The sequence below is a fragment of the Paraburkholderia sp. CI3 genome, from assembly GCF_050436505.1.
GTDB classification, from domain to species: Bacteria; Pseudomonadota; Gammaproteobacteria; order Burkholderiales; family Burkholderiaceae; genus Paraburkholderia; species Paraburkholderia tuberum.
The window spans coordinates 533,280-551,665 of sequence record NZ_JBNDMI010000003.1 but is presented as its reverse complement, the minus strand read 5'-3'; the positions used below and the strand labels follow the sequence as shown (position 1 = coordinate 551,665).

General features: G+C 65.0%; 15 protein-coding genes. 6 read left to right on the top strand and 9 right to left on the bottom strand.

Features of this window, described 5'->3' with window-relative positions; all coding sequences use genetic code 11:
• Positions 1 to 514 precede the first annotated feature (514 nt).
• Positions 515 to 1,624 carry an OpgC domain-containing protein gene (locus OKW29_RS11350; RefSeq protein WP_429291106.1) on the top strand — a complete coding sequence of 370 codons (1,110 nt, stop codon included), beginning with the start codon at positions 515 to 517 and terminating at the stop codon, positions 1,622 to 1,624.
• 212 nt (positions 1,625 to 1,836) lie between these two features.
• Complete coding sequence (locus OKW29_RS11345; RefSeq protein WP_429291105.1) at positions 1,837 to 2,685, top strand: alpha/beta hydrolase; 849 nt, start codon at positions 1,837 to 1,839, stop codon at positions 2,683 to 2,685.
• A gap of 81 nt (positions 2,686 to 2,766) precedes the next feature.
• On the opposite strand, the gene OKW29_RS11340 is transcribed toward OKW29_RS11345, so the two are convergent.
• A complete protein-coding gene (locus tag OKW29_RS11340) occupies positions 2,767 to 3,861 on the bottom strand; it encodes an AI-2E family transporter (RefSeq protein ID WP_429291104.1) in 1,095 nt (364 codons plus the stop codon).
• A 343-nt stretch (positions 3,862 to 4,204) separates the two neighbouring features.
• On the opposite strand from OKW29_RS11340, the gene OKW29_RS11335 reads away from it, so the two are divergent.
• Complete coding sequence (locus OKW29_RS11335) at positions 4,205 to 4,492, top strand: DUF3331 domain-containing protein (RefSeq protein ID WP_013091570.1); 288 nt, start codon at positions 4,205 to 4,207, stop codon at positions 4,490 to 4,492.
• A gap of 283 nt (positions 4,493 to 4,775) precedes the next feature.
• Positions 4,776 to 7,361, top strand: a complete 2,586-nt coding sequence (locus OKW29_RS11330) for an adenosylcobalamin-dependent ribonucleoside-diphosphate reductase (protein ID WP_429291103.1) — start codon at positions 4,776 to 4,778, stop codon at positions 7,359 to 7,361.
• A 57-nt stretch (positions 7,362 to 7,418) separates the two neighbouring features.
• On the opposite strand, the gene OKW29_RS11325 is transcribed toward OKW29_RS11330, so the two are convergent.
• From OKW29_RS11325 to OKW29_RS11305, 5 genes are all read right to left on the bottom strand, one after another.
• Complete coding sequence (locus OKW29_RS11325; protein ID WP_429291102.1) at positions 7,419 to 8,372, bottom strand: dimethyl sulfoxide reductase anchor subunit family protein; 954 nt, start codon at positions 8,370 to 8,372, stop codon at positions 7,419 to 7,421.
• 19 nt (positions 8,373 to 8,391) lie between these two features.
• Positions 8,392 to 9,162, bottom strand: a complete 771-nt coding sequence (locus OKW29_RS11320; RefSeq protein ID WP_429291101.1) for a 4Fe-4S dicluster domain-containing protein — start codon at positions 9,160 to 9,162, stop codon at positions 8,392 to 8,394.
• Positions 9,163 to 9,183: 21 nt separating this feature from the next.
• The gene (locus OKW29_RS11315; protein WP_429291100.1) at positions 9,184 to 12,135 is read right to left on the bottom strand and encodes a molybdopterin-dependent oxidoreductase; all 2,952 of its coding nucleotides are present in this window, start codon (positions 12,133 to 12,135) and stop codon (positions 9,184 to 9,186) included.
• A gap of 347 nt (positions 12,136 to 12,482) precedes the next feature.
• Positions 12,483 to 12,635: an Ldh family oxidoreductase gene (locus OKW29_RS11310; protein WP_262421502.1), complete on the bottom strand. Its 153-nt coding sequence runs from the start codon at positions 12,633 to 12,635 to the stop codon at positions 12,483 to 12,485.
• Between the two features lie 25 nt (positions 12,636 to 12,660).
• Positions 12,661 to 13,002: a UxaA family hydrolase gene (locus tag OKW29_RS11305; protein WP_187610244.1), complete on the bottom strand. Its 342-nt coding sequence runs from the start codon at positions 13,000 to 13,002 to the stop codon at positions 12,661 to 12,663.
• 269 nt (positions 13,003 to 13,271) lie between these two features.
• Here OKW29_RS11305 and OKW29_RS11300 point away from each other — a divergent pair, with 269 nt between their 5' ends.
• Positions 13,272 to 14,030: a GntR family transcriptional regulator gene (locus tag OKW29_RS11300; RefSeq protein ID WP_018420864.1), complete on the top strand. Its 759-nt coding sequence runs from the start codon at positions 13,272 to 13,274 to the stop codon at positions 14,028 to 14,030.
• A 123-nt stretch (positions 14,031 to 14,153) separates the two neighbouring features.
• Positions 14,154 to 15,632, top strand: a complete 1,479-nt coding sequence (locus OKW29_RS11295) for a diguanylate cyclase domain-containing protein (protein WP_429291099.1) — start codon at positions 14,154 to 14,156, stop codon at positions 15,630 to 15,632.
• 46 nt (positions 15,633 to 15,678) lie between these two features.
• On the opposite strand, the gene OKW29_RS11290 is transcribed toward OKW29_RS11295, so the two are convergent.
• The 3 genes from OKW29_RS11290 to OKW29_RS11280 form a co-directional block, all read right to left on the bottom strand.
• Positions 15,679 to 15,981 carry a putative quinol monooxygenase gene (locus OKW29_RS11290; RefSeq protein ID WP_013091562.1) on the bottom strand — a complete coding sequence of 101 codons (303 nt, stop codon included), beginning with the start codon at positions 15,979 to 15,981 and terminating at the stop codon, positions 15,679 to 15,681.
• Positions 15,982 to 16,085: 104 nt separating this feature from the next.
• Positions 16,086 to 17,486 (bottom strand): heavy metal sensor histidine kinase, encoded by a 1,401-nt coding sequence (locus tag OKW29_RS11285; protein ID WP_429291098.1) that lies wholly within the window; start codon positions 17,484 to 17,486, stop codon positions 16,086 to 16,088.
• A complete protein-coding gene (locus tag OKW29_RS11280) occupies positions 17,483 to 18,154 on the bottom strand; it encodes a heavy metal response regulator transcription factor (protein WP_429291097.1) in 672 nt (223 codons plus the stop codon). The genes OKW29_RS11285 and OKW29_RS11280 overlap by 4 nt, the downstream gene beginning before the upstream one ends.
• Between the last annotated feature and the right edge of the window lie 232 nt (positions 18,155 to 18,386).

Genomic DNA, 18,386 nt, shown 5'->3' with positions numbered 1-18,386 from the left:
GCACCGCGAGTGATAGGACAACTCGATCCGGCCGCTTTGTTCTCTTTGCTCTTTGTTCTCGTCACTTTTCCAGCAGTTCTGAAGACTGCTCCACTAGCTGCGCTTTTCCGGAAATCCTCACATGACATCATCTGGCCGTCCATGAGTGGATGCGCCAAGCATCGAGAATGTTGCTAATTCTCCACTGCGCGTTGCTGCCTCTTTTTTCGTAACGTCGCTTCGGGTAAACAGCAGCCGCTGCTGCGGTCTCGCTGCGTCATTGTTATGAAAAGAAATATAATCTGCGCCTTTGCTGCGATGCAACGGAACTCGGCGTCACCGCGAAAGTCAACTTCACAGCCCGCTGACACGGCCGCCGTGCGATACCGGTCGAGCGTGGCGAGATGGGCCACAGGCGACGCCAGCACGGATCACCTCACCGCCGCAGCACCCAATCCCATATTAAAAAGCCTTGTGAGACGCCCGCCGCGCTGGATCAGCGCGCCGTCGCACGGGGCTGCTTTTGACGCAAACAATGGCCAAGTCATCTTCCCGCCTGATCGAGCTCGACTTTTTCCGCGGACTGGTTCTGCTGATCATCGTCGTCGATCACATCGGCGGCAGCATTCTGTCGCGCGTGACGCTGCATGCGTACGCGCTGTGCGATGCCACCGAAGTATTCGTGTTCCTCGGCGGCTTCGCGACCGCCACCGCCTATGCGACGCTCGCCGAGCGGCGCAATGAGACGATCGCGCGCGGCCGCTTCCTGCGCCGCTCGTTCGAGATCTATCGCGCGTTTCTCGTCACCGCCGGGCTGATGCTGCTGGTCAGCGCGGTGCTAACCGCATTCAGCATCGACGGGCCGAATCTCGCCACGACCGATCTCGACGACCTGATCGACACGCCGCTTGCCGCGCTGCGCGACATCGTGCTGCTACGCCGCCAGCCGTACCTCGCGTCCGTGCTGCCGATGTACGCGTTCTTCGCGCTGCTGGTGCCCGCGATCCTGCCGCTCGCGCGCAGCAAGCCTTGGCTGCTGGTCGCCGGCAGCGTCGCGCTGTGGGCCGGCGCACCGGCGATCAGCCAGTACCTTCCCGCCGCGCCCGACATGCACTGGAACTTCAACCCGTTCGCGTGGCAACTGATGTTCGTGCTCGGCGTGCTCGCGCGCTGCCAGCCGGTGTATCAGCGCACCAGCGCGCATCGATCCGGATGGCTCGTCAGTGTGCTGGCGTTCGTGGTGGTCGTGGGCGCCGCGTACTACAAGCTCGTTCTGCTGGATGCGCCACTTGCCGGAAGCCTCAAGCAGAACCTGTCCTACCTGCGCGCTGGGAACTTCCTCGCGATCGCGTGGCTCGTCGCCAATCTGGTCGAGCTCGGCTGGGCGAAGAAGGTCGCGCGGCGGCTGCCGTGGGTCGGCGTGATCGGGCGTCAGGGTTTGCTGTGCTTCATTGCCGGCGCGGTGATTTCGCTGGTGATCGACTCGGTGCTCTACGCGGCGACCGATGGTTACCTGAACTATCCGCTCGGACTGCTCGCCGATGCGGCCGCGGTCGGCGCGCTGTTTGCCGTCGCGTTGGCCGTGGAACCGCTGAAGCGGGTCGTCGGGCGGCTCGTGGACGGGCGGCTGTGGACGTCGGGCTGAAGAACTTTTCGGCAACGTTTCAAGCGCCCTTCGAGCGCGTCCCTGACGCGTCGCGATTTTCGGGGCACTTGACGTACCCCTGGCGCCCGAAGAACTTTGCGCGCATAAAGCGCCGTCCTTCTCTGCGCCACTTTCCATCTCAAATCTGGCGCCAATGCTGATAGCATGACGGCCGCGCGCGAGTCCCGCGCCCGCCGTCCTTCCCTACTGACATGCGTCGATTCCTCAGTTTCGCCCTCGCACTGCTTGCCTTCGCCGTCGGCGCGCCCGCGTTCGCGAGCACGGTCGCGAGCCGCAGCTTCCATTCCGATGCGCTCGGCCGCGACTGGAACTACACGATCTACCTGCCGGGCGGCTATCGCGCGGACGGTCCGCGCCTGCCGGTGCTCTACCTGCTGCACGGCAATAACGGCGACGCCAACGACTGGCTCACGCAAGGTCATTTGCAGAACGCCGCGGACACGCTGATCGAGCGCAAGGAGATTGCCCCGGTCGTCATCGTGATGCCGCAAGGCGGCACGGACTGGTACGTCGACCGCAAGGAAAAGATGGAGAGCGCGTTCTTCGACGATCTGCTGCCCGAGATCGAAACGCACTACGCGGTCGCGACGCAGCGCGGAGGCCGGATGATCGGCGGCGTGTCGATGGGCGGCTTCGGCGCGCTGCGCTACGCGCTGACGCGGCCCGAGATGTTTTGCGGCGCGCTGCTGCTCAGTCCGGCGATCTACACGAACGAGCCGCCGCGCGCGTCGTCGGCGCGGCGGGTCGGCGTGTTCGGCCAGCGCCAGTTCGATCCGCGCGTGTGGCACGAGCTCAACTATCCGGCGCAGTGGGACCGCTACATGAGCCAGGCGTATCGCCTACCGATGTTCATCGCATCCGGCGACGACGACCTCGACATCCAGGCCGACGCGTCGCTGCTGTACACGCATCTGCGGCTCGCGGGCAATCCGGCGGCGCTGCGCATCATCGACGGCGGCCATACGTGGGACGTGTGGAGCGCGCTGTTGCCCGCCGCGCTCAAATACACGCTCGGCTGCGTGAAGCCGCCGGCGCAGTAGCATCCGTCGAATCAGCGCCCTTGAGCCGGCGCGGCACGCGAGGCGCACGGTCGCCCAGCCCCGCGTCCCTCGACGCCCGCGCTACTCCACGAGATCGGTCCACAGCACCATCAGCACCGTCATCAACGCGGGGCCGATGAAAATCCCCAGCAGCCCGAACGTCTCCGCGCCGCCGAGAATGCCGAACAGCACGAGCAGAAACGGCAGGCGCGTCGAGTTGCCGATCAGCACCGGCCGCACGAAGTGCTCGGCGACGAACACGACGACCGCGCCGAACACTAGCAGCCCGGCCGCCGCGACCATCGAGCCCTGCACGAGCAGCCACAGCGCCGCAAGACCGAACACGATCGGCGCGCAGAACGGCAGCATCGCGGCAATCGCCGTGACGAAGCCGAGCAGCGCCGCATGCGGCACCCCGGTCACGAAGTAGGCGACGCCAAGCAACAGGCCTTCGCCGACGCCGACCACGATCAACCCCGACACGGTGCCGCGCACCGCGGTACCCATATGCGCGATGAGATCCGCGCCGCTATCGCCGAAGCCGCGTCGCGCGGCCTTCAGCAGCGAGCCGGACAACCGCGGCCCCGCCTGAAAAATCACGAACAGCGTGACCAGCATGAACGCGAACACCATTGCCGCATGCGCGGCGCGCGCGCCGAAATGCCTGCCGAGCGTCATCACCGTGTTGCTGTGCAAGCCTTTCATCGCGGCCGAGTCGCGCAGCGGCTGAGCAAGATTGGCCTGCCACCAGGAAGTGATCTGCTGCACGCCGAACGGCAGACGGTTGATGAAGTCCGGCAGCGCGATGCCGTTCTCCTGCACGCTGCGGAACCAGTCGTTCAGCTCGTGCGCCTCGCGCAGCGCCTGGGCGATGCCGAGCCCGACCGGCAGCAGCACGAGCACGGCGATCACCAGCGTGAAGACCGTCGCGAGCAAGGTCGCGCGCCCCTTGAACCAGTGGCTGCCCGCCACCTTGTGCAGCAGCGGCCACAGCGCGATCGCGACGACCCCGGCCCACGCCACCACCACGATGAAATCGCGCACCACCCACAATGCGAGCAGCGCGAGACCGATATAGAGCACGACCGATGCCGCCTTCTGCTTTTTCAGGCGCTCGGCGGCGACGGACGACGCTTCGGGAGAGTTGGGGGGGACTGCGGGAGGGCGTGGAATCATGTGAACTCTTGTGTTTTTGAACGGTGTGCGCGCGAACCGACCTGAAAAATTCAAACCCGCTACACTGACGGCTCAGTTCGCCGCCCGACATTCGACATCTTAAAGGAAGCGTTGCCGCCTCTCTTCCGGCCGCCCTCCTCGTCGCGCCACAGGCAACACAGCGTTGCAAAAATATGCATTATTAAAAAATCACATAAAAAATGCTTGCAACGCCTGTCATTTCGGCGAATCGCTAATGTCAAGTCTGATTATTGCTAATTCCGGAACGGTGTTTCAACGGTGACACAATAGCTATCCGGCGCGCGTGGGACTAAATTCGGCACTCCACAATACGGAGCCGATGATGACCCTGGAGTCCATCCCCCTCGACGGTAGCAATGGCGTACGCATCGAAATTCTCGAGAGCTCCGACACGACGCTGGTGATCCGCTGGGTCGAGCCGGGCCGCTGCCACTACGGTGAGCAGCGCTGGCGCCGTCGCTCGGCGCATTCTTCCGGCACCTGCGCGGTGTCGCGCCGCAAGATCCGTCGCGGTGACCCTGTGTTCAAGCCGGCCGAGCGCCCGGCGCCGTCGAATGCGTCCGCGATGATCTGCGCGGAAATCCTCGAACCGCTGCTTGAAGCGGCCTGACGCACGGAACGTTCCCGAGTCCCGCGCACTAAGCGCGGGTTTCAATTCGTTGTTCCGGGGGCGATCTCCCTACTGTCCACGTGCCCTTAGCGAGCGCGTGCCCGGCGGCCGCGGCATCGCAAGATGCGGCGCCGCGCCGGCCCCGCTGCCGGTTGCCGCCCCGCGCCTCGTGCGTTAAGGTGGACTCGTTGCGCCCGCCCGACCGCCGGCTCGCTATCCGGTGCCGGCCGCGCGCCTTCCACCACCGCGCCGCGCCCGCCGCGACGCCGTTTGAGGGCCGATCATGGCAGAAGACACGCCGCAAACCCGCGCGGCCAACGCCGCTTCCACGCCTCCCGCCTCCTCCGCTCCTCCCGCTTTGCTGATCCCGCCGCAGCAGTTCTCTCTCGACGTGCTGCTCGAAAAGTATGCGAAAGGCGACGAGCAATCGGCCGACGATGTATATCGCCGCGTCGCGCGCGGTGTCGCCGAGGCCGAGCCGCCCGAGTTGCGCGCGTCGGTCGAGGAACAGTTCGTCGACAGCATGCGCCACGGCGCGCTCGGCGCGGGCCGCATCATGAGCGCGGCGGGCAGCGGCATCGCCGCGACGCTGATCAACTGCTTCGTGCAGCCGGTTGGCGATTCGATCCAGGGCGTCGATGAACAGGGCTTGCCCGGCATCTACGTGGCGCTGCTGCAGGCGGCCGAAACGATGCGGCGCGGCGGCGGCGTCGGCTATAACTTCTCCGCGATCCGGCCGAAGGGCGCGCGCGTTCACACCACGAGTTCGGCCGCCTCGGGTCCGTGCAGCTACATGGACGTGTTCGACGCGTCGTGCCGTACCGTCGAAAGCGCGGGCTCGCGGCGCGGCGCGCAGATGGCGGTGCTCGACTGCAACCACCCTGACCTGCTCGAATTCATCGAGGCCAAGCATTCGAAGGGACGCTGGAACAACTTCAACGTGTCGGTCAGCGTCACCGACGAGTTCATGCGCGCGGTCGAAAACGACGAGCCGTGGCAACTGGTCCATCGCGCCGAGCCGTCGCCGGCGCTGCGCGCGGCCGGCGACGTGCGGCAGCGCGAAGACGGCCTGTGGGTCTACAGCGAACACCCGGCGCGCGCGATCTGGGACCGCATCATGCGCTCGACGTACGACGTCGCCGAGCCCGGCATCGTGTTCATCTCGCGGATGAACGAGGACAACAATCTGCGCGCCGTCGAAACGATCCGCGCGACCAATCCGTGCGGCGAGCAGCCGCTGCCCGCCTACGGCTGCTGCAATCTGGGGCCGCTGAATCTGACGCGCTTCGTCGTCGATCCGTTCGCGCAGTTGCAGGGCCGCCAGCCGTCGTTCGACTGGGACGGCCTCGCGCGGCGCACCCGCACGCAGGTGCGTTTTCTCGACGACGTGCTCGACGTCACGCTGTGGCCGCTGCCGCAGCAATACGACGAATCGCGCGCGAAGCGGCGCATCGGCGTCGGCTTCACCGGCCTCGGCGATACGCTCGTGATGATGGGCCTGCGCTACAACTCGCAGGAAGGCCGCGATTTCGCGGTGCGCATCGCGCGGCTGATGCGTGACGAGGCGTATCGCGCGTCGGTCGAGCTCGCGAAGGAGCGCGGCGCGTTCGAGCTGTTCGACGCCGCGCGCTATCTGGAAGCCGGCACGTTCGCGTCGCGCCTGCCCGATGACATTCAGCAGGCGATCCGCCGCGACGGCATTCGCAACAGCCATCTGCTGTCGATCGCGCCGACCGGCACCGTGAGCCTCGCGTTCGCCGACAACGCGTCGAACGGCATCGAGCCGGCGTTCTCGTGGACTTATACGCGCGTGAAAGTGATGGCCGACGGCGGTCGCGAATCGTTCGACGTCGAGGACTACGCGTACCGGCTCTATCGCGAGCTCGGCGGCGACGTGAGCCGGCTACCCGACTATTTCGTCAGCGCGCTGCAGATGTCGGCGCGCGACCATCTCGACATGATGGCGGCCGTCCAGCCATACGTCGACACGTCGATCTCGAAGACCGTCAACGTGCCAGCCGACTATCCGTTCGACGCGTTCGAAAGCCTCTACTTCGATGCATGGAAAAGCGGGCTGAAGGGCCTTGCCACCTATCGCCCGAACGACACGCTCGGCGCGGTGCTGAGCGTGACGCCCGCGCAGGCCGACGACACGCTCGCCGAGATGGACCAGGACCCGCTGCGTATCGCGATCGATCATCGGCCCAGAGGCGAGTTGCCGGCGATTATCGAGAAGGTCGAGTATCTGACCCAGGCGGGCAAGAAGTCGCTGTATGTCGCGGCGTCCTTCATCGAGGTGACGGGGCGGCTCGGCGGCGAGGACGTGACGATCGAGCGGCCGATCGAGTTCTTCATTCCGACCGGTCAGCGCGACGAGTCGCAGCAGTGGATCACCGCGACGATGCGTTCGCTGTCGCTGGCCGCGCGCGGCGGCTTCGTTGCGCGCAATCTGCAGGATATGCGCAAGGTGTCATGGGATCGCGGACAGGTGCGGCTTGGCGACGTGCAGCGTCTCGACGGCCATCGCGCGCCGCGCTGGCACGATTCCGAAGTGGCGGCGCTCGCGTTCGCGATCCAGCAAATCCTGTATCGACGCGGCTTTCTCGACGCCGAGGGCAATCAGGTCGCGTCGCGGATGCTCGCGCGTTTGCCGCGCGGGCACATGAAAACCGACATGGCGCTGTCCGCCGATTTCGGCATCCGTCCGAATCCAGCGGATCGCGCCGACACCTTGCTGCAGCCGAACGGCACGCAAGGACTGCACACGATGCTCGGACGCAAATGCGCTTCGTGTGGCGCGAATGCGGTGATTCGCAAGGACGGCTGCGATTTTTGTACCGCGTGTGGGGAGGTGGGGGCGTGCGGGTAGTGTGAGGCGAGGAGCGCGCTGGCACGGAGGCCGAACGCGCTCATTGAAGGCTATGCCTCACCCCACCTTCGCGTAGTAAAGATTCTGCGGATGCTTCGCCTCCGCGAAGAAAAACCAGCGCTCCGCCACGAGCCCCGCATACTGCACGAGACAAGCCGCGGCCAGCAAGCCGAACGACCCGCCAGGCGAACGCAGCCCCGCGCCCAGCACGATCAACACGACCGGCACGACGAACGCACCCACGAGAAAGCCCCATTTGACGCCACGCAACGTCCGCGCCGATTTGCCGTGAAAGAACTCGCGCAAATTGAACGCACCGGCGGTGAAGCCTCGTGACACCTGCACGAGCTTCGGATTGCGGATGCCCGTCGCGCTCTGCACCGTCGATTTCGGTCGCAAGCGCGCATTGCGCATGAGCGACGCGTAGCGGCTCGCGCAACCGGCGAGCGTCAGCAGGCACGCGCAGACCGCCAGTCCCGCCGTCAGCGCGGGCGCGAACCATGCGCTCAGTGCGGTCGCGAGCGTCAAGCCCGATGCGCAGCCGAGCAGCACGAAGTTCACCAGCGTCAGCGGCGTTGCCCACTCCTGCAGAAAGCGCAGGCACGCATAGATCATCGCGGTGCAGACGAACAGCGCGGCGCTGGCGAGCACGCCGAGCCAGCCGAGCGCGAGCGACCACGGCGAGCCGAGCCAGTGCGCGACGCCATACAGGAACGCGCACGCCAGAAACGCCGGCAGGCACAGGCATTCGCGCGACAGCCACGAGATGCGCCACATCGCGATCGCGCGCCACGCGCGTTCCGGATGGCCCAGATGGAAGAACGACGCGATCAGACCAAGACCGCCCAGCAGCACCGCGAACGCCGCGCCGCTTACGTAGAACGCGGTGGCGGCAGGTTGCGCAACGACGCCCAGGCATGCCGCACTCTCGACACCGACAAGCGCGATCAACAGCCCCTGTGCCGCGCCGCTCAGCGTGGTCAGGAAGACTACGGAAAAAGCCGGATTCATCGTATGGCCTCGTTGTCGTTCAAATGCGCTTCGCGATCGACGCGAGATGCACTTCGCCATGCGCGAGCTGCCCCTCGAGCTGCGAGTCGGGCGAGCCCGGCGTGTGCGTGGCATCGCCGGTGGTCGTTCCTGACGATTTGCACGAGCACCCGTCGCCGCCGCAACTCGCGGACGCGATCGGCACGCGCGGCAAATAGTGATTCGCGGGACGCGTGCCCCACTCCGGCATCAACTGATAGCCGCCGCGCTCGCGGATCGCTTGCGACACCACCGACTCCGGATCGTGGATATCGCCGAACAGCCGCGCGGATGTCGGACATGCGAGCACGCAGGCCGGCTTGCGATCGCGCTCGGACAGATGCTCGTCATGAATGCGATCGACGCACAGCGTGCACTTGGTCATCTCCTTGCGCGCTTCGTCGAGTTCGCGTGCGCCGTACGGGCACGCCCAGGCGCAATACTTGCAGCCGATGCAGCGATCGAAATCGACCAGCACGAGACCGTCTTCCTTGCGCTTGTAGCTCGCGCCCGTGGGACACACCGGCACGCACGGCGGGTCCTCGCAATGCAGGCACGACTTCGGGAAATGGATCATCTCCGTGTCGGGGAAACTGCCCGCTTCGAAACTCTGCACGCGGTTGAAGAACGTGCCGGACGGGTCCGCGTCGTAAGGATTGAAATCGGCGAGGCTGCCCGATTCGCCTGACGTGTTCCACTCCTTGCAGCTCGTCACGCACGCCTGGCATCCCACGCATACGTTCAGATCGATCACCAGCGCCATCTGGGTCATTGCAAGCTCCTTGCCGTGGCTTTAGCGGTCGTCGCCGTTAGTTTCGGCGCGGCGCAACGTCCCGCGCAGGCGAGCCGCGAATTCTCCGCGTCCCGCGAAATAGGTCTGGACGATGCGCGACACCACACTCTTCTGTGCAACCGCGCCGGGTAATTCGGGCATCGCCTCGAACTGCGGCAGCGTGTGCCGCGCGTCGGCTTCGGCCGGATAGATGCGCACGCGCACGTCGTACCAGGCGGCCTGGCCGGTCACCGGATCGGAGTTCGACATGCGCGCGGGTGCCTCGTCGCAGCCCGGCAGCTCGTCGGTGATCAGGTGATTGAGCAGGAAGCCGCGCTGCGATTCGTTCGCGTCGGGACCGAGATTCCATGCGCCCGCCGCTTTGCCGATCGCGTTCCACGTCCATACGGTGCCCGGTTCGACGGTCTCGCTGTAGCGCGCCATACAGCGCACGCGGCCCCATTGCGATTCGACGTAGATCCAGCTGCCGTCGGCGATGCCGTTTGCGCTCGCCGTTTTCGGATTCACATAAAGGTAATTTTCCCCATGAATCTGCCGCAGCCACGCGTTCTGCGAATCCCACGAGTGATACATCGCCATCGGCCGCTGGGTGACCGCGGCGAGCGGGAATCGCGCGAGATCCGTCGCCGCGCTTTCGAGCGGTGCGTACCAGAACGGCAGCGGATCGAAGTACCTGTCGACGCGCGCGCGCAGATGGTCGGGCGGCTGCCGGCCGCTCGTGCGTCCTTGCGCGGCGAGCCTGAACTTCTGCATCACGTCCGAGTAAAGCTGGATCAGAATCGGTTCGCTGAATTTGCGGAAACCGTTTTTGACCGCCCAGTCGAGATACGGTCCGTTGCAGTTGCGCATGTACTGCAAGGTCTCGGGCAAGCGGTAATGGAATACGCAGTTGTTCTTCGCGTATTGCTCCCATTGATTCGGATTCGGCTCGCCGACGAGCGCCTTGTCGCCATCTTTGCCGCGCCAGCCGATCAGAAAGCCGACGCCGGAACCGGGCGACGTCGTGTGATTGACGATGAAGTCCGGATAGTCGCGAAAGCGCCGGCCGCCATCCGCATTGGTGAACGCCGGAAACCTCAGGCGCGACGCCAGTTCGATCAGCACTTCCTGGAACGGCTTGCATTCGCCGGTCGGCGGCACGACCGGTACACGCACCGAATCGACGGGGCCGTCGAACTCGGAGATCGGCCGGTCGAGCATCGACATCGCGTCGTAACGTTCGAGGTAAGTCGTGTCCGGCAGGATCAGATCGGCGAATGCAGTCATCTCCGACTGGAACGCGTCGCACACGACGAGAAACGGAATCTTGTAGTCGCCGTTGGCGTGTTTGTCGGCGAGCATCTCGCGCACTTTCATCGTGTTCATCGACGAATTCCACGCCATGTTGGCCATGAAAATCATCAGCGTGTCGATGGGATACGGATCGCCGCGCCACGCGTTGGTGATCACGCTGTGCATGACGCCGTGCACCGCGAGCGGATATTCCCACGAGAACGCCCGGTCGATGCGCACCGGACCGCCGTGTTCGTCGATGAACAGATCCTCGGGTGCGGCGGGCCAGCCTAGCGGACCCGTCGCAAGCGGTGTATTGGGCTTCACCGCGGCGGGGTCGTTCGGTGGTTTCGCTGATGGCGGCACCGCGCGCGGGAACGGCGACTTGTGACGAAAGCCGCCGGGCCGGTCGATCGTGCCGAGCAGCGACATCAGCACGGCGAGCGCGCGGATCGACTGAAAGCCGTTCGAATGCGCGGCGAGCCCGCGCATCGCATGAAAAGCGACCGGGTTGCCAGTGACCGTCTCGTGCGTTTCGCCCCACGCGTCGGTCCAGCGGATCGGCAGCGTGATGCGTTGCCGGCGGCCCGTCTCGATCATCTCGCCGGCGAGCCGCCGGATTGTCTCGGCCGCGATGCCGGTGATCGCCGCCGCCCATTCGGGCGTGCACTCGGCGACGCGCTCGCGCAGCAATGCAAACGACGGCGTTACCGGCTTGCCGTTGTCGAGCGTGTAACGGCCGTCGAGCGCGGGCCTCACGCCGCTCGCATGATGCGGCACCGCGCGCTGGGTGGCCGGGTCCCACCACAGATGATTCTGCGGAAACAGCGGATTGCCTTCGGCCCGTTCGGGATCGCGCACGAACAATCCGAAGTTTTCGCTCGCTTCGTCGAGATCGATCAGCTCCGCCGCGTTCGTGTAGCGCTGCACGAACTCGTGATCCCACGCGTCGGCGGCGATCAGTTCGTGCAGGAACGCCATGAACAGCGCGCCGTCGGTGCCGGGCTTGATCGGCACCCATTCGTCCGCGATCGCCGCATAGCCGGTGCGGATCGGATTGATCGCGATGAAGCGGCCACCCGCGCGCTTGAACTTCGCAATCGCGATCTTCAGCGGATTCGAATGATGATCTTCCGCGGTGCCGATCATGAAGAACAGCTTCGCGCTGTCGAGATCCGGTCCGCCGAATTCCCAGAACGAACCGCCGATCGTATAGATCATGCCGGCCGCCATGTTCGACGAGCAAAAGCCGCCGTGCGCCGCATAGTTCGGCGTACCGAACTGTTTGGCGAACAGGCCGGTCAATGCCTGCATCTGGTCGCGGCCCGTGAACAGCGCGAACTTCTTCGGATCGCTCGAGCGAATCGCGGTGAGACGCTTTTCGAGCACATCGAACGCGGTGTCCCACGAGACCGGCTCGAACTGCGCGCTGCCGCGCTGCGCGCCGGCCTTGCGCATCAAAGGCTGCGTAAGGCGCGCGGGCGAGTACTGCTTCATGATGCCGGAGGCACCCTTCGCGCAGATGACGCCCTGATTGAGCGGATGCTCCGGATTGCCGTCGATATAGCGCACCTCGCCGTCGCGCAGATGCACGCGGATGCCGCAGCGGCACGCGCACATGTAGCAGGTGGTGGTCTTGACATCGAGCCGTTCGTTCTGCGTGCGGGCGTGGTGCTCCATGGCCATCTCCGTCGTTGCTTCTGGTGGGCCGAAGCGCGCGTCATACGCGCTGCTCATACGATATCGACCATCGTATTCGCGCTTGCCTCACAAGGGAAATCGCGATTTGCGAGCAAAACTATCCGGCGCACCGATAGTTTCGGTTTCGCTTTCAGCTATGCGCTTTTTTCGACGGCGTGTCCAGTCGGGTGAGATCGGTCGGGTGCGCTGGGACGCTCGTTTAAGCGCGGCCCTCCAGTTGCGCGATCAGCGCATCCGGAATTTCGACGCCCTCCTCGTATGCCGCCTGCGCAAGCTGCTCCCGGCGATAACCGGGCAGGCGCACGTCGTCATCCATCAGCATCATCTCAGAACAGGTGGCCGATGCGCGAGCGCTCGCCCTCCTCGGTCAGGAACGAGCCCGCTTCGCAGCCGAAGTTCGCGCCGCTCAGTGCGGCGGCCAGCAGCTCGACCACGAGCGCCAGCATCGCGCCTTTCGCGCCGCCGAACGGCAGCATCATGCCGTCGAGCGCGGCGCTGCTCCGCCTACCAGCGCTTCGTCTTGATGTTGTGCACGTGGGCGTGCTCGCCGGCCTTGATCGGCGCGACCACCTTGCCGATGTCGACGCCGTACTTGAACACCGTGTCGCCAACGGCCATGTCCTTCAGCGCGATCTTGTGACCGATCGGAATGTCCTGCTTCGCCGGCACGGTGACGATTTCGTCGTCGTCCATGATCCATGCGTTGAGCAGCGTGCCCGCCTTGATGCCCTCGACCACCGCCACGCCGACCGTGTCTTTCGCCTCGTGCAGCACGATGTGGATCGTTCTGCGCGGCGCCGACGCGCCCGCTGCGGTGTCGTTGATGTCTGCCGTGGGATTGCTCATGAGCGTCTCCATTCGTAGTTTGAATGCAGTGAGGGTGCCGCCGGGGCAGCGCAGCCAGGTGCGCCGCGGTGAATCGATATTAGGCGGCGACTTATCCAATGTCAACTAGGTCATCTATATGTGTAAGACGACTGAGCGAGAATCGGGCCGTTGTCGCGATTCACCGACAACATACGATTCATCCAGGTGGATTAGATGATCTGGTCGTTTAGAATCAGGGCAGGTTCAACCCCGGCGAGCGGCACGACTCGCGTATCCCAGAGGTTTTCATGAGCACGCTCGCGATCAATGCGCCCGCAGTGGGAGGCACACGGTACAAGGAGGTCAAGAGCGCGATTCTCGCGGCGCTCGCGGCCGGCGAATGGAAAGGCGGCGAATGCATTCCTTCGGAAAAGCGCCTCGCCGAACGCTTCGGCGTGTCGATCGGCACGCTGCGCAAAGCCATCGACGAACTGTGCGCCGAGAACATTCTGATCCGTCATCAGGGGCTCGGCACGTTCGTGGCGATGCATCAGCGCGACCGGCACTTCTTCCGCTTCTTTCGCATCGTGCGGCGCGACGGCGACAAGGCCTACCCGGTCGTCACGCTGATCGGGTTCAGGAAGGCGCGTGCCTCGCGCGAGGCGGCCGCCGCGCTCGGCATCGACACCGGCGCGCGCGTTCTGCAGTTCGTCAACGGGCTCGCGCTGCACGGCAAGACCGTGCTGATCGAACATATCACCGTGCCCGAAGCGCTGTTTCCCGGCTTGACGGAAAGCAAGCTGCGCAACCGGCCGAACACGCTGTACAACTTCTATCAGGACGGATTCGGCATCAACGTGGTCGAGACCGATGAGCATGTGAGCGTTGCGCTCGCCAATGAGCTCGAAAGCACACAACTAGGCGTCGAAGTCGGCGCGCCGCTGCTCGAGATCCGGCGCATCGCGTACTCGTATCACCGCAGGGCGGTCGAACTGCGCATTTCGCGGCTCAATACCGAGGAGTACGAGTACATCGGCACGCGCGCGGCGCGCGACGATCAGAAATAGCGGACCTCGGTCGCCGCCTGCGCTTCACATCACATCTGCGCAAAAACGACAGGCCAATCGTCTTTCATTTTCGGCCGGCGCCAAGCTGTCTAAAATAGCCGCACTTCCGCCCCCGAGAACCTCATGCTGGATACCCTCACGAGCGGCTCCGCGCCCATCAGCGACGACTCCGGGATGTTCGAACTCGCGCCCGTGTCGCTGTGGCTCGAAGATTTCAGCGGCGTGCGCGCATTGTTCGACGCGTGGCGAGCCGCCGGCGTGACCGATCTGCGCGCCCATTTCGCCGAAGACCCGCGCCGCGTCGTCGAATGCGCTCATCGCATCCGCGCGATCAAGGTCAATCGCCAGACGCTCACGCAATTCGAGGCCGCCGATTTCGACACGCTGACGAGCAATCTCGCCTCGGTGTTCCGCGACGACATGCTGAAAACGCACCTCGAAGAGCTGTGCCAGCTGTGGGCCGGACAGTCGAACTTCAGGAGCCACACGGTCAACTACACGCTCGGTGGACGGCGCCTCGACGTACTGCTGAAAGGCGCGGTGCTGCCCGGTCACGAGGAACGCTGGGACCGCGTGCTGGTGTCGACCGAAGACATCACCGAGCTCGAAGGCGCGCGGCGCCGCGTCGCGCAAGCGGAAGAATACGCGCGCGGGCTCTTCGAGCATTCGCCGGTATCGCTGTGGGTCGAGGATTTCAGCGCCGTCAAACGCCTGCTCGACGGCGCGCGCGCGGCCGGCATCAACGATTTCCGCGTGTTTACCGACGTCCATCCTGAGTTCGTCGAACGCTGCATGGCTGAAATCCATGTGCTCGACGTCAACCGTCACACGCTCGGGATGTTCGGCGCGAAGGACAAGAAAACGCTGCTCGCGCGCCTCGCCGACGTGTTCCGCGACGACATGCGTCCGCATTTCCGCGAGCAGTTGATCGAGCTATGGGACAACAAGCTGTTCCAGCAGCGCGAGGTGCTCAACTATTCACTCGACGGCAACGAGGTGCACGTACACCTGCAATTCTCGGTGCTGCCAGGCCACGAACAGGACTGGGACCTCGTACTCGTCGCGCTGACCGACATCACCGCGCGCAAGAAGGCCGAGGCCTACCTCGAATTCCTCGGCAAGCACGACGTGCTGACCAAGCTGCGCAACCGCTCGTTCTACGTCGACGAGCTGAACCGGCTCGAACGCAAGGGACCGTGGCCCGTGACGATCATCATGGCCGACCTGAACGGCCTGAAGCGCGTGAACGATCAGCTCGGTCACGCGGCCGGCGACGCGCTGCTGCGGCGTGCCGGCGAAGTGCTCGCGAAGGCGATGGAGTCGCCGTTCCACGCGGCCCGCATCGGCGGCGACGAGTTCGCGATCCTGATGCCCGATACCGACGAGCGCGGCGGCGCGGCGATGATCGACGCGATCCGCCAGCTCGTCGAGATGAACAACCAGTTCTATCCGGGCTCGCCGCTGAGCTTCTCGATGGGCGCGGCGACCTGCCAGCGCGGCGATCGGCTGGAAGCGGGCGTGCAGCGCGCCGACCTGCTGATGTACGAGGAAAAGCGCGCGCACTACGAGGCGCAGCCGGGGGCGGACGCGGCGGCGAAGTAACGCTCGCCGGCGTCAGGCGTTCACCACGCCAACGCAACGCTCAACCTCAGCCCGGCAGCTTGGCCGCGAGCACATCCAGCTTGACGATGCTCGGTGGCGACGCGAACAGCTCGCCCGCCTTCTCCATCAACGCGGCCGCGACCTTGCCGTTCAGATGCGCGTTGCGGCCGGCTTCGTCGTCGAACGCGTCGAAAATGGCGTACGTCGACGGACCGAGCTTCAGACCGAACCATGCGGCGGTGGCCGGTTCCTGCTCGACGAGCGGCAGGCCGCCGAGCAGAAACGCCTCGACCTCCTTTTCCTTGCCGGGCTTGGCTTCCAGACGGACATACAAAGCGAGCTTGACCATGATGCGACTCCTGGTGAGTTCGGCAGCGAACGGTCCTTTCAAAGCGCTTTGAAAAGTATAGGCGGCGTCGGCTGAGGCTGCGCCGGACCTACGTCTCTAGCAAGTCACGCACCCGGAAAGCGCAGCTCGAAGCGCACGACGCCTGGCAGCGGACACACCACGCGCGCACTGCCGCCATGCAGATGCATGATCGCCTTCACGATCGCGAGCCCGAGTCCGTTCGATTCGGTGAACGCGCTGCGCGCCGCGTCGCCGCGATAGAAGCGGTCGAACAGCCGGTCGAGTTGCACGGCGGGAATTGGCTCGCCCTCGTTTTCGACCGTCACCAGCGCGCCTGCTTCGTCCTGCGCGCCGCGCAGGCGCACGATCGTGTCGCCCGCGCCGTAACGCACCGCGTTGACGACCAGATTGTTGATGGCGCGGCGGCACAGCATCGGATTGGCAGACGCGACGCCCGCCGCGTCGACTTCGAAACGCATCCCGCGTTCGTCGGCCAGGCCTTCGAAATAGTCGGCGATCCTGATGAGCTCGCCATGCAGATCGACCGGCTGCCGCTCGATCGACAACGCCGCATGATCCGCATGCGCGAGAAACAGGATGTTCTCCGCGATATGGCTCAGGCGATTCAACTCCTCGAGATTCGATTCCAGCAGTTGCTGATATTCGTCGGCTTCGCGCGGCTGGGCGAGCGCCACCTGGGTTTGCCCGACCAGCGCGCCGACCGGCGTGCGAATCTCGTGCGCGAGATCGGCGGAAAACTGCTGCAGGCGTTGATAGCCGTCGGCGAGACGATCGAGCATCGCGTTGAACGCGTGTGTGAGTTGACGCAGTTCCACCGGCGCCGCTTCGTCGTCGAACCGGACCGCCAGGTTCGTCGGACTGATTTGCGCGGCCCGCGTGGCGATCTCGCGAACCGGTCGCAGCGCGCGGCGCAGCACGCCGTAAGCGAGCAGCGTCGCGGCCAGCATGCCGCTCAGCGTCGCCAGCACGATGCGGTTGCGGTACTCGGCCAGCATGCGCATTTCGTGCGTCATCGGATGGCCTGCGATCACCTCGACTTCGGCGCCATCCTCGCGCGCTGTCGCGGTCGCAATCGCCCAATGCACCGGCACGCCGTCGGGCAGGCGCGTCTGACGCATGTCGGCGGCACGCGGCGGATTGCCCGCCGGGCCGACCGGTAGATCAGGCACCGCGAGCCTGCCCGGATTCACGTCGACGAACGGCGCTTCGCCCGGCCGCCGGAAGATCAGCACGTCCTCTTCCGCGCCGAGCATCGTCTCGAACAGCAGCGGGCGCTTTTTTAATTCGCTAACCGAATAAAGGTCGTGCACGATGCGGCTGAAATGCTCGACACGGCCGCTCAGCACGACGTCGGCGCGGCGTTGCAGCGAGACTTCGGCGGAATGATAGAAATACGCGCCGAGCGAGCCGATCACCGCGCAGGCGATCAGCGCGAACAGCAACGTGGTGCGCGCGATCAGCGAGCGTTCGGTCCAGAGTTTCATGCGCCGTCGCCGAACGTGTAGCCGATGCTGCGCACCGTGTGAATCAGCTTCCGCTCGAACGGGTGATCGACCTTTGCGCGCAAGCGCTTGATCGCCACGTCGACCACGTTGGTGTCGCTATCGAAGTTCATGTCCCACACTTCCGACGCGATCTGCGAGCGTGACAGCGCTTCGCCCTCGCGGCGCACCAGCAGATGCAGCAGCATGAACTCCTTGTTGGTCAGCGGAATGTCGACGCCTTCGCGCGTGACCCGGCGGCGCAATACGTCGAGCTTGAGGTCGGCGACTTCGAACACGTCGCTCTCGCGGATTACGCCACGGCGCAACAGCGTGCGAACGCGCAGCACCAGCTCGGTAAACGAAAACGGTTTGACCAGATAATCGTCGGCGCCGAGTTCGAGACCGCGAATGCGGTCGCTGACCTGATCGCGCGCGGTCAGGAAAATCACCCGCAGATCGCACCGCGCACGCAACGCCCGCATGATTTCCCAACCGTCGATGCCGGGCAGCATCACGTCGAGAACGACCAGTTCGTATTCATGCTCGAGCGCCAGATGCAGGCCGTCCGTGCCGGTGCGCGCGAGGTCGACCGCGTAGCCATTCTCGCGCAGGCCCTTCTTCAGATAGTCGCCGGTTTTCGGATCGTCTTCGATGACCAGAATGCTCATGATGCTCGCTGCTCCTCTCGCGCGATGCGACCGTAAAGGCCGCGCTCGCACGCGCAAAAAAGCCTGATGACAGCGCTCGAGAACAACCGCAGCGCTCCCGGCGGCCATTCTACGTGGCCGCCATCGACCCTTGATGACGTTTTTGTCATCCTCCCGTCACTCTGATGAGCCGATGCGACGGCTAGTCTGAACGCACCGTCCACCACGCTGCATCCCTTCCTGGAGTTGCCTC

Bases quoted from the DNA above. Each gene is read 5' to 3' on its own strand.
- OKW29_RS11350 (WP_429291106.1), top strand. From the start codon at position 515: ATGGCCAAGTCATCTTCCCGCCTGATCGAGCTCGACTTTTTCCGCGGA.
- OKW29_RS11345 (WP_429291105.1), top strand. From the start codon at position 1,837: ATGCGTCGATTCCTCAGTTTCGCCCTCGCACTGCTTGCCTTCGCCGTC.
- OKW29_RS11340 (WP_429291104.1), bottom strand. From the start codon at position 3,861: ATGATTCCACGCCCTCCCGCAGTCCCCCCCAACTCTCCCGAAGCGTCG.
- OKW29_RS11335 (WP_013091570.1), top strand. From the start codon at position 4,205: ATGACCCTGGAGTCCATCCCCCTCGACGGTAGCAATGGCGTACGCATC.
- OKW29_RS11330 (WP_429291103.1), top strand. From the start codon at position 4,776: ATGGCAGAAGACACGCCGCAAACCCGCGCGGCCAACGCCGCTTCCACG.
- OKW29_RS11325 (WP_429291102.1), bottom strand. From the start codon at position 8,372: ATGAATCCGGCTTTTTCCGTAGTCTTCCTGACCACGCTGAGCGGCGCG.
- OKW29_RS11320 (WP_429291101.1), bottom strand. From the start codon at position 9,162: ATGACCCAGATGGCGCTGGTGATCGATCTGAACGTATGCGTGGGATGC.
- OKW29_RS11315 (WP_429291100.1), bottom strand. From the start codon at position 12,135: ATGGAGCACCACGCCCGCACGCAGAACGAACGGCTCGATGTCAAGACC.
- OKW29_RS11310 (WP_262421502.1), bottom strand. From the start codon at position 12,635: ATGATGCTGCCGTTCGGCGGCGCGAAAGGCGCGATGCTGGCGCTCGTG.
- OKW29_RS11305 (WP_187610244.1), bottom strand. From the start codon at position 13,002: ATGAGCAATCCCACGGCAGACATCAACGACACCGCAGCGGGCGCGTCG.
- OKW29_RS11300 (WP_018420864.1), top strand. From the start codon at position 13,272: ATGAGCACGCTCGCGATCAATGCGCCCGCAGTGGGAGGCACACGGTAC.
- OKW29_RS11295 (WP_429291099.1), top strand. From the start codon at position 14,154: ATGCTGGATACCCTCACGAGCGGCTCCGCGCCCATCAGCGACGACTCC.
- OKW29_RS11290 (WP_013091562.1), bottom strand. From the start codon at position 15,981: ATGGTCAAGCTCGCTTTGTATGTCCGTCTGGAAGCCAAGCCCGGCAAG.
- OKW29_RS11285 (WP_429291098.1), bottom strand. From the start codon at position 17,486: ATGAAACTCTGGACCGAACGCTCGCTGATCGCGCGCACCACGTTGCTG.
- OKW29_RS11280 (WP_429291097.1), bottom strand. From the start codon at position 18,154: ATGAGCATTCTGGTCATCGAAGACGATCCGAAAACCGGCGACTATCTG.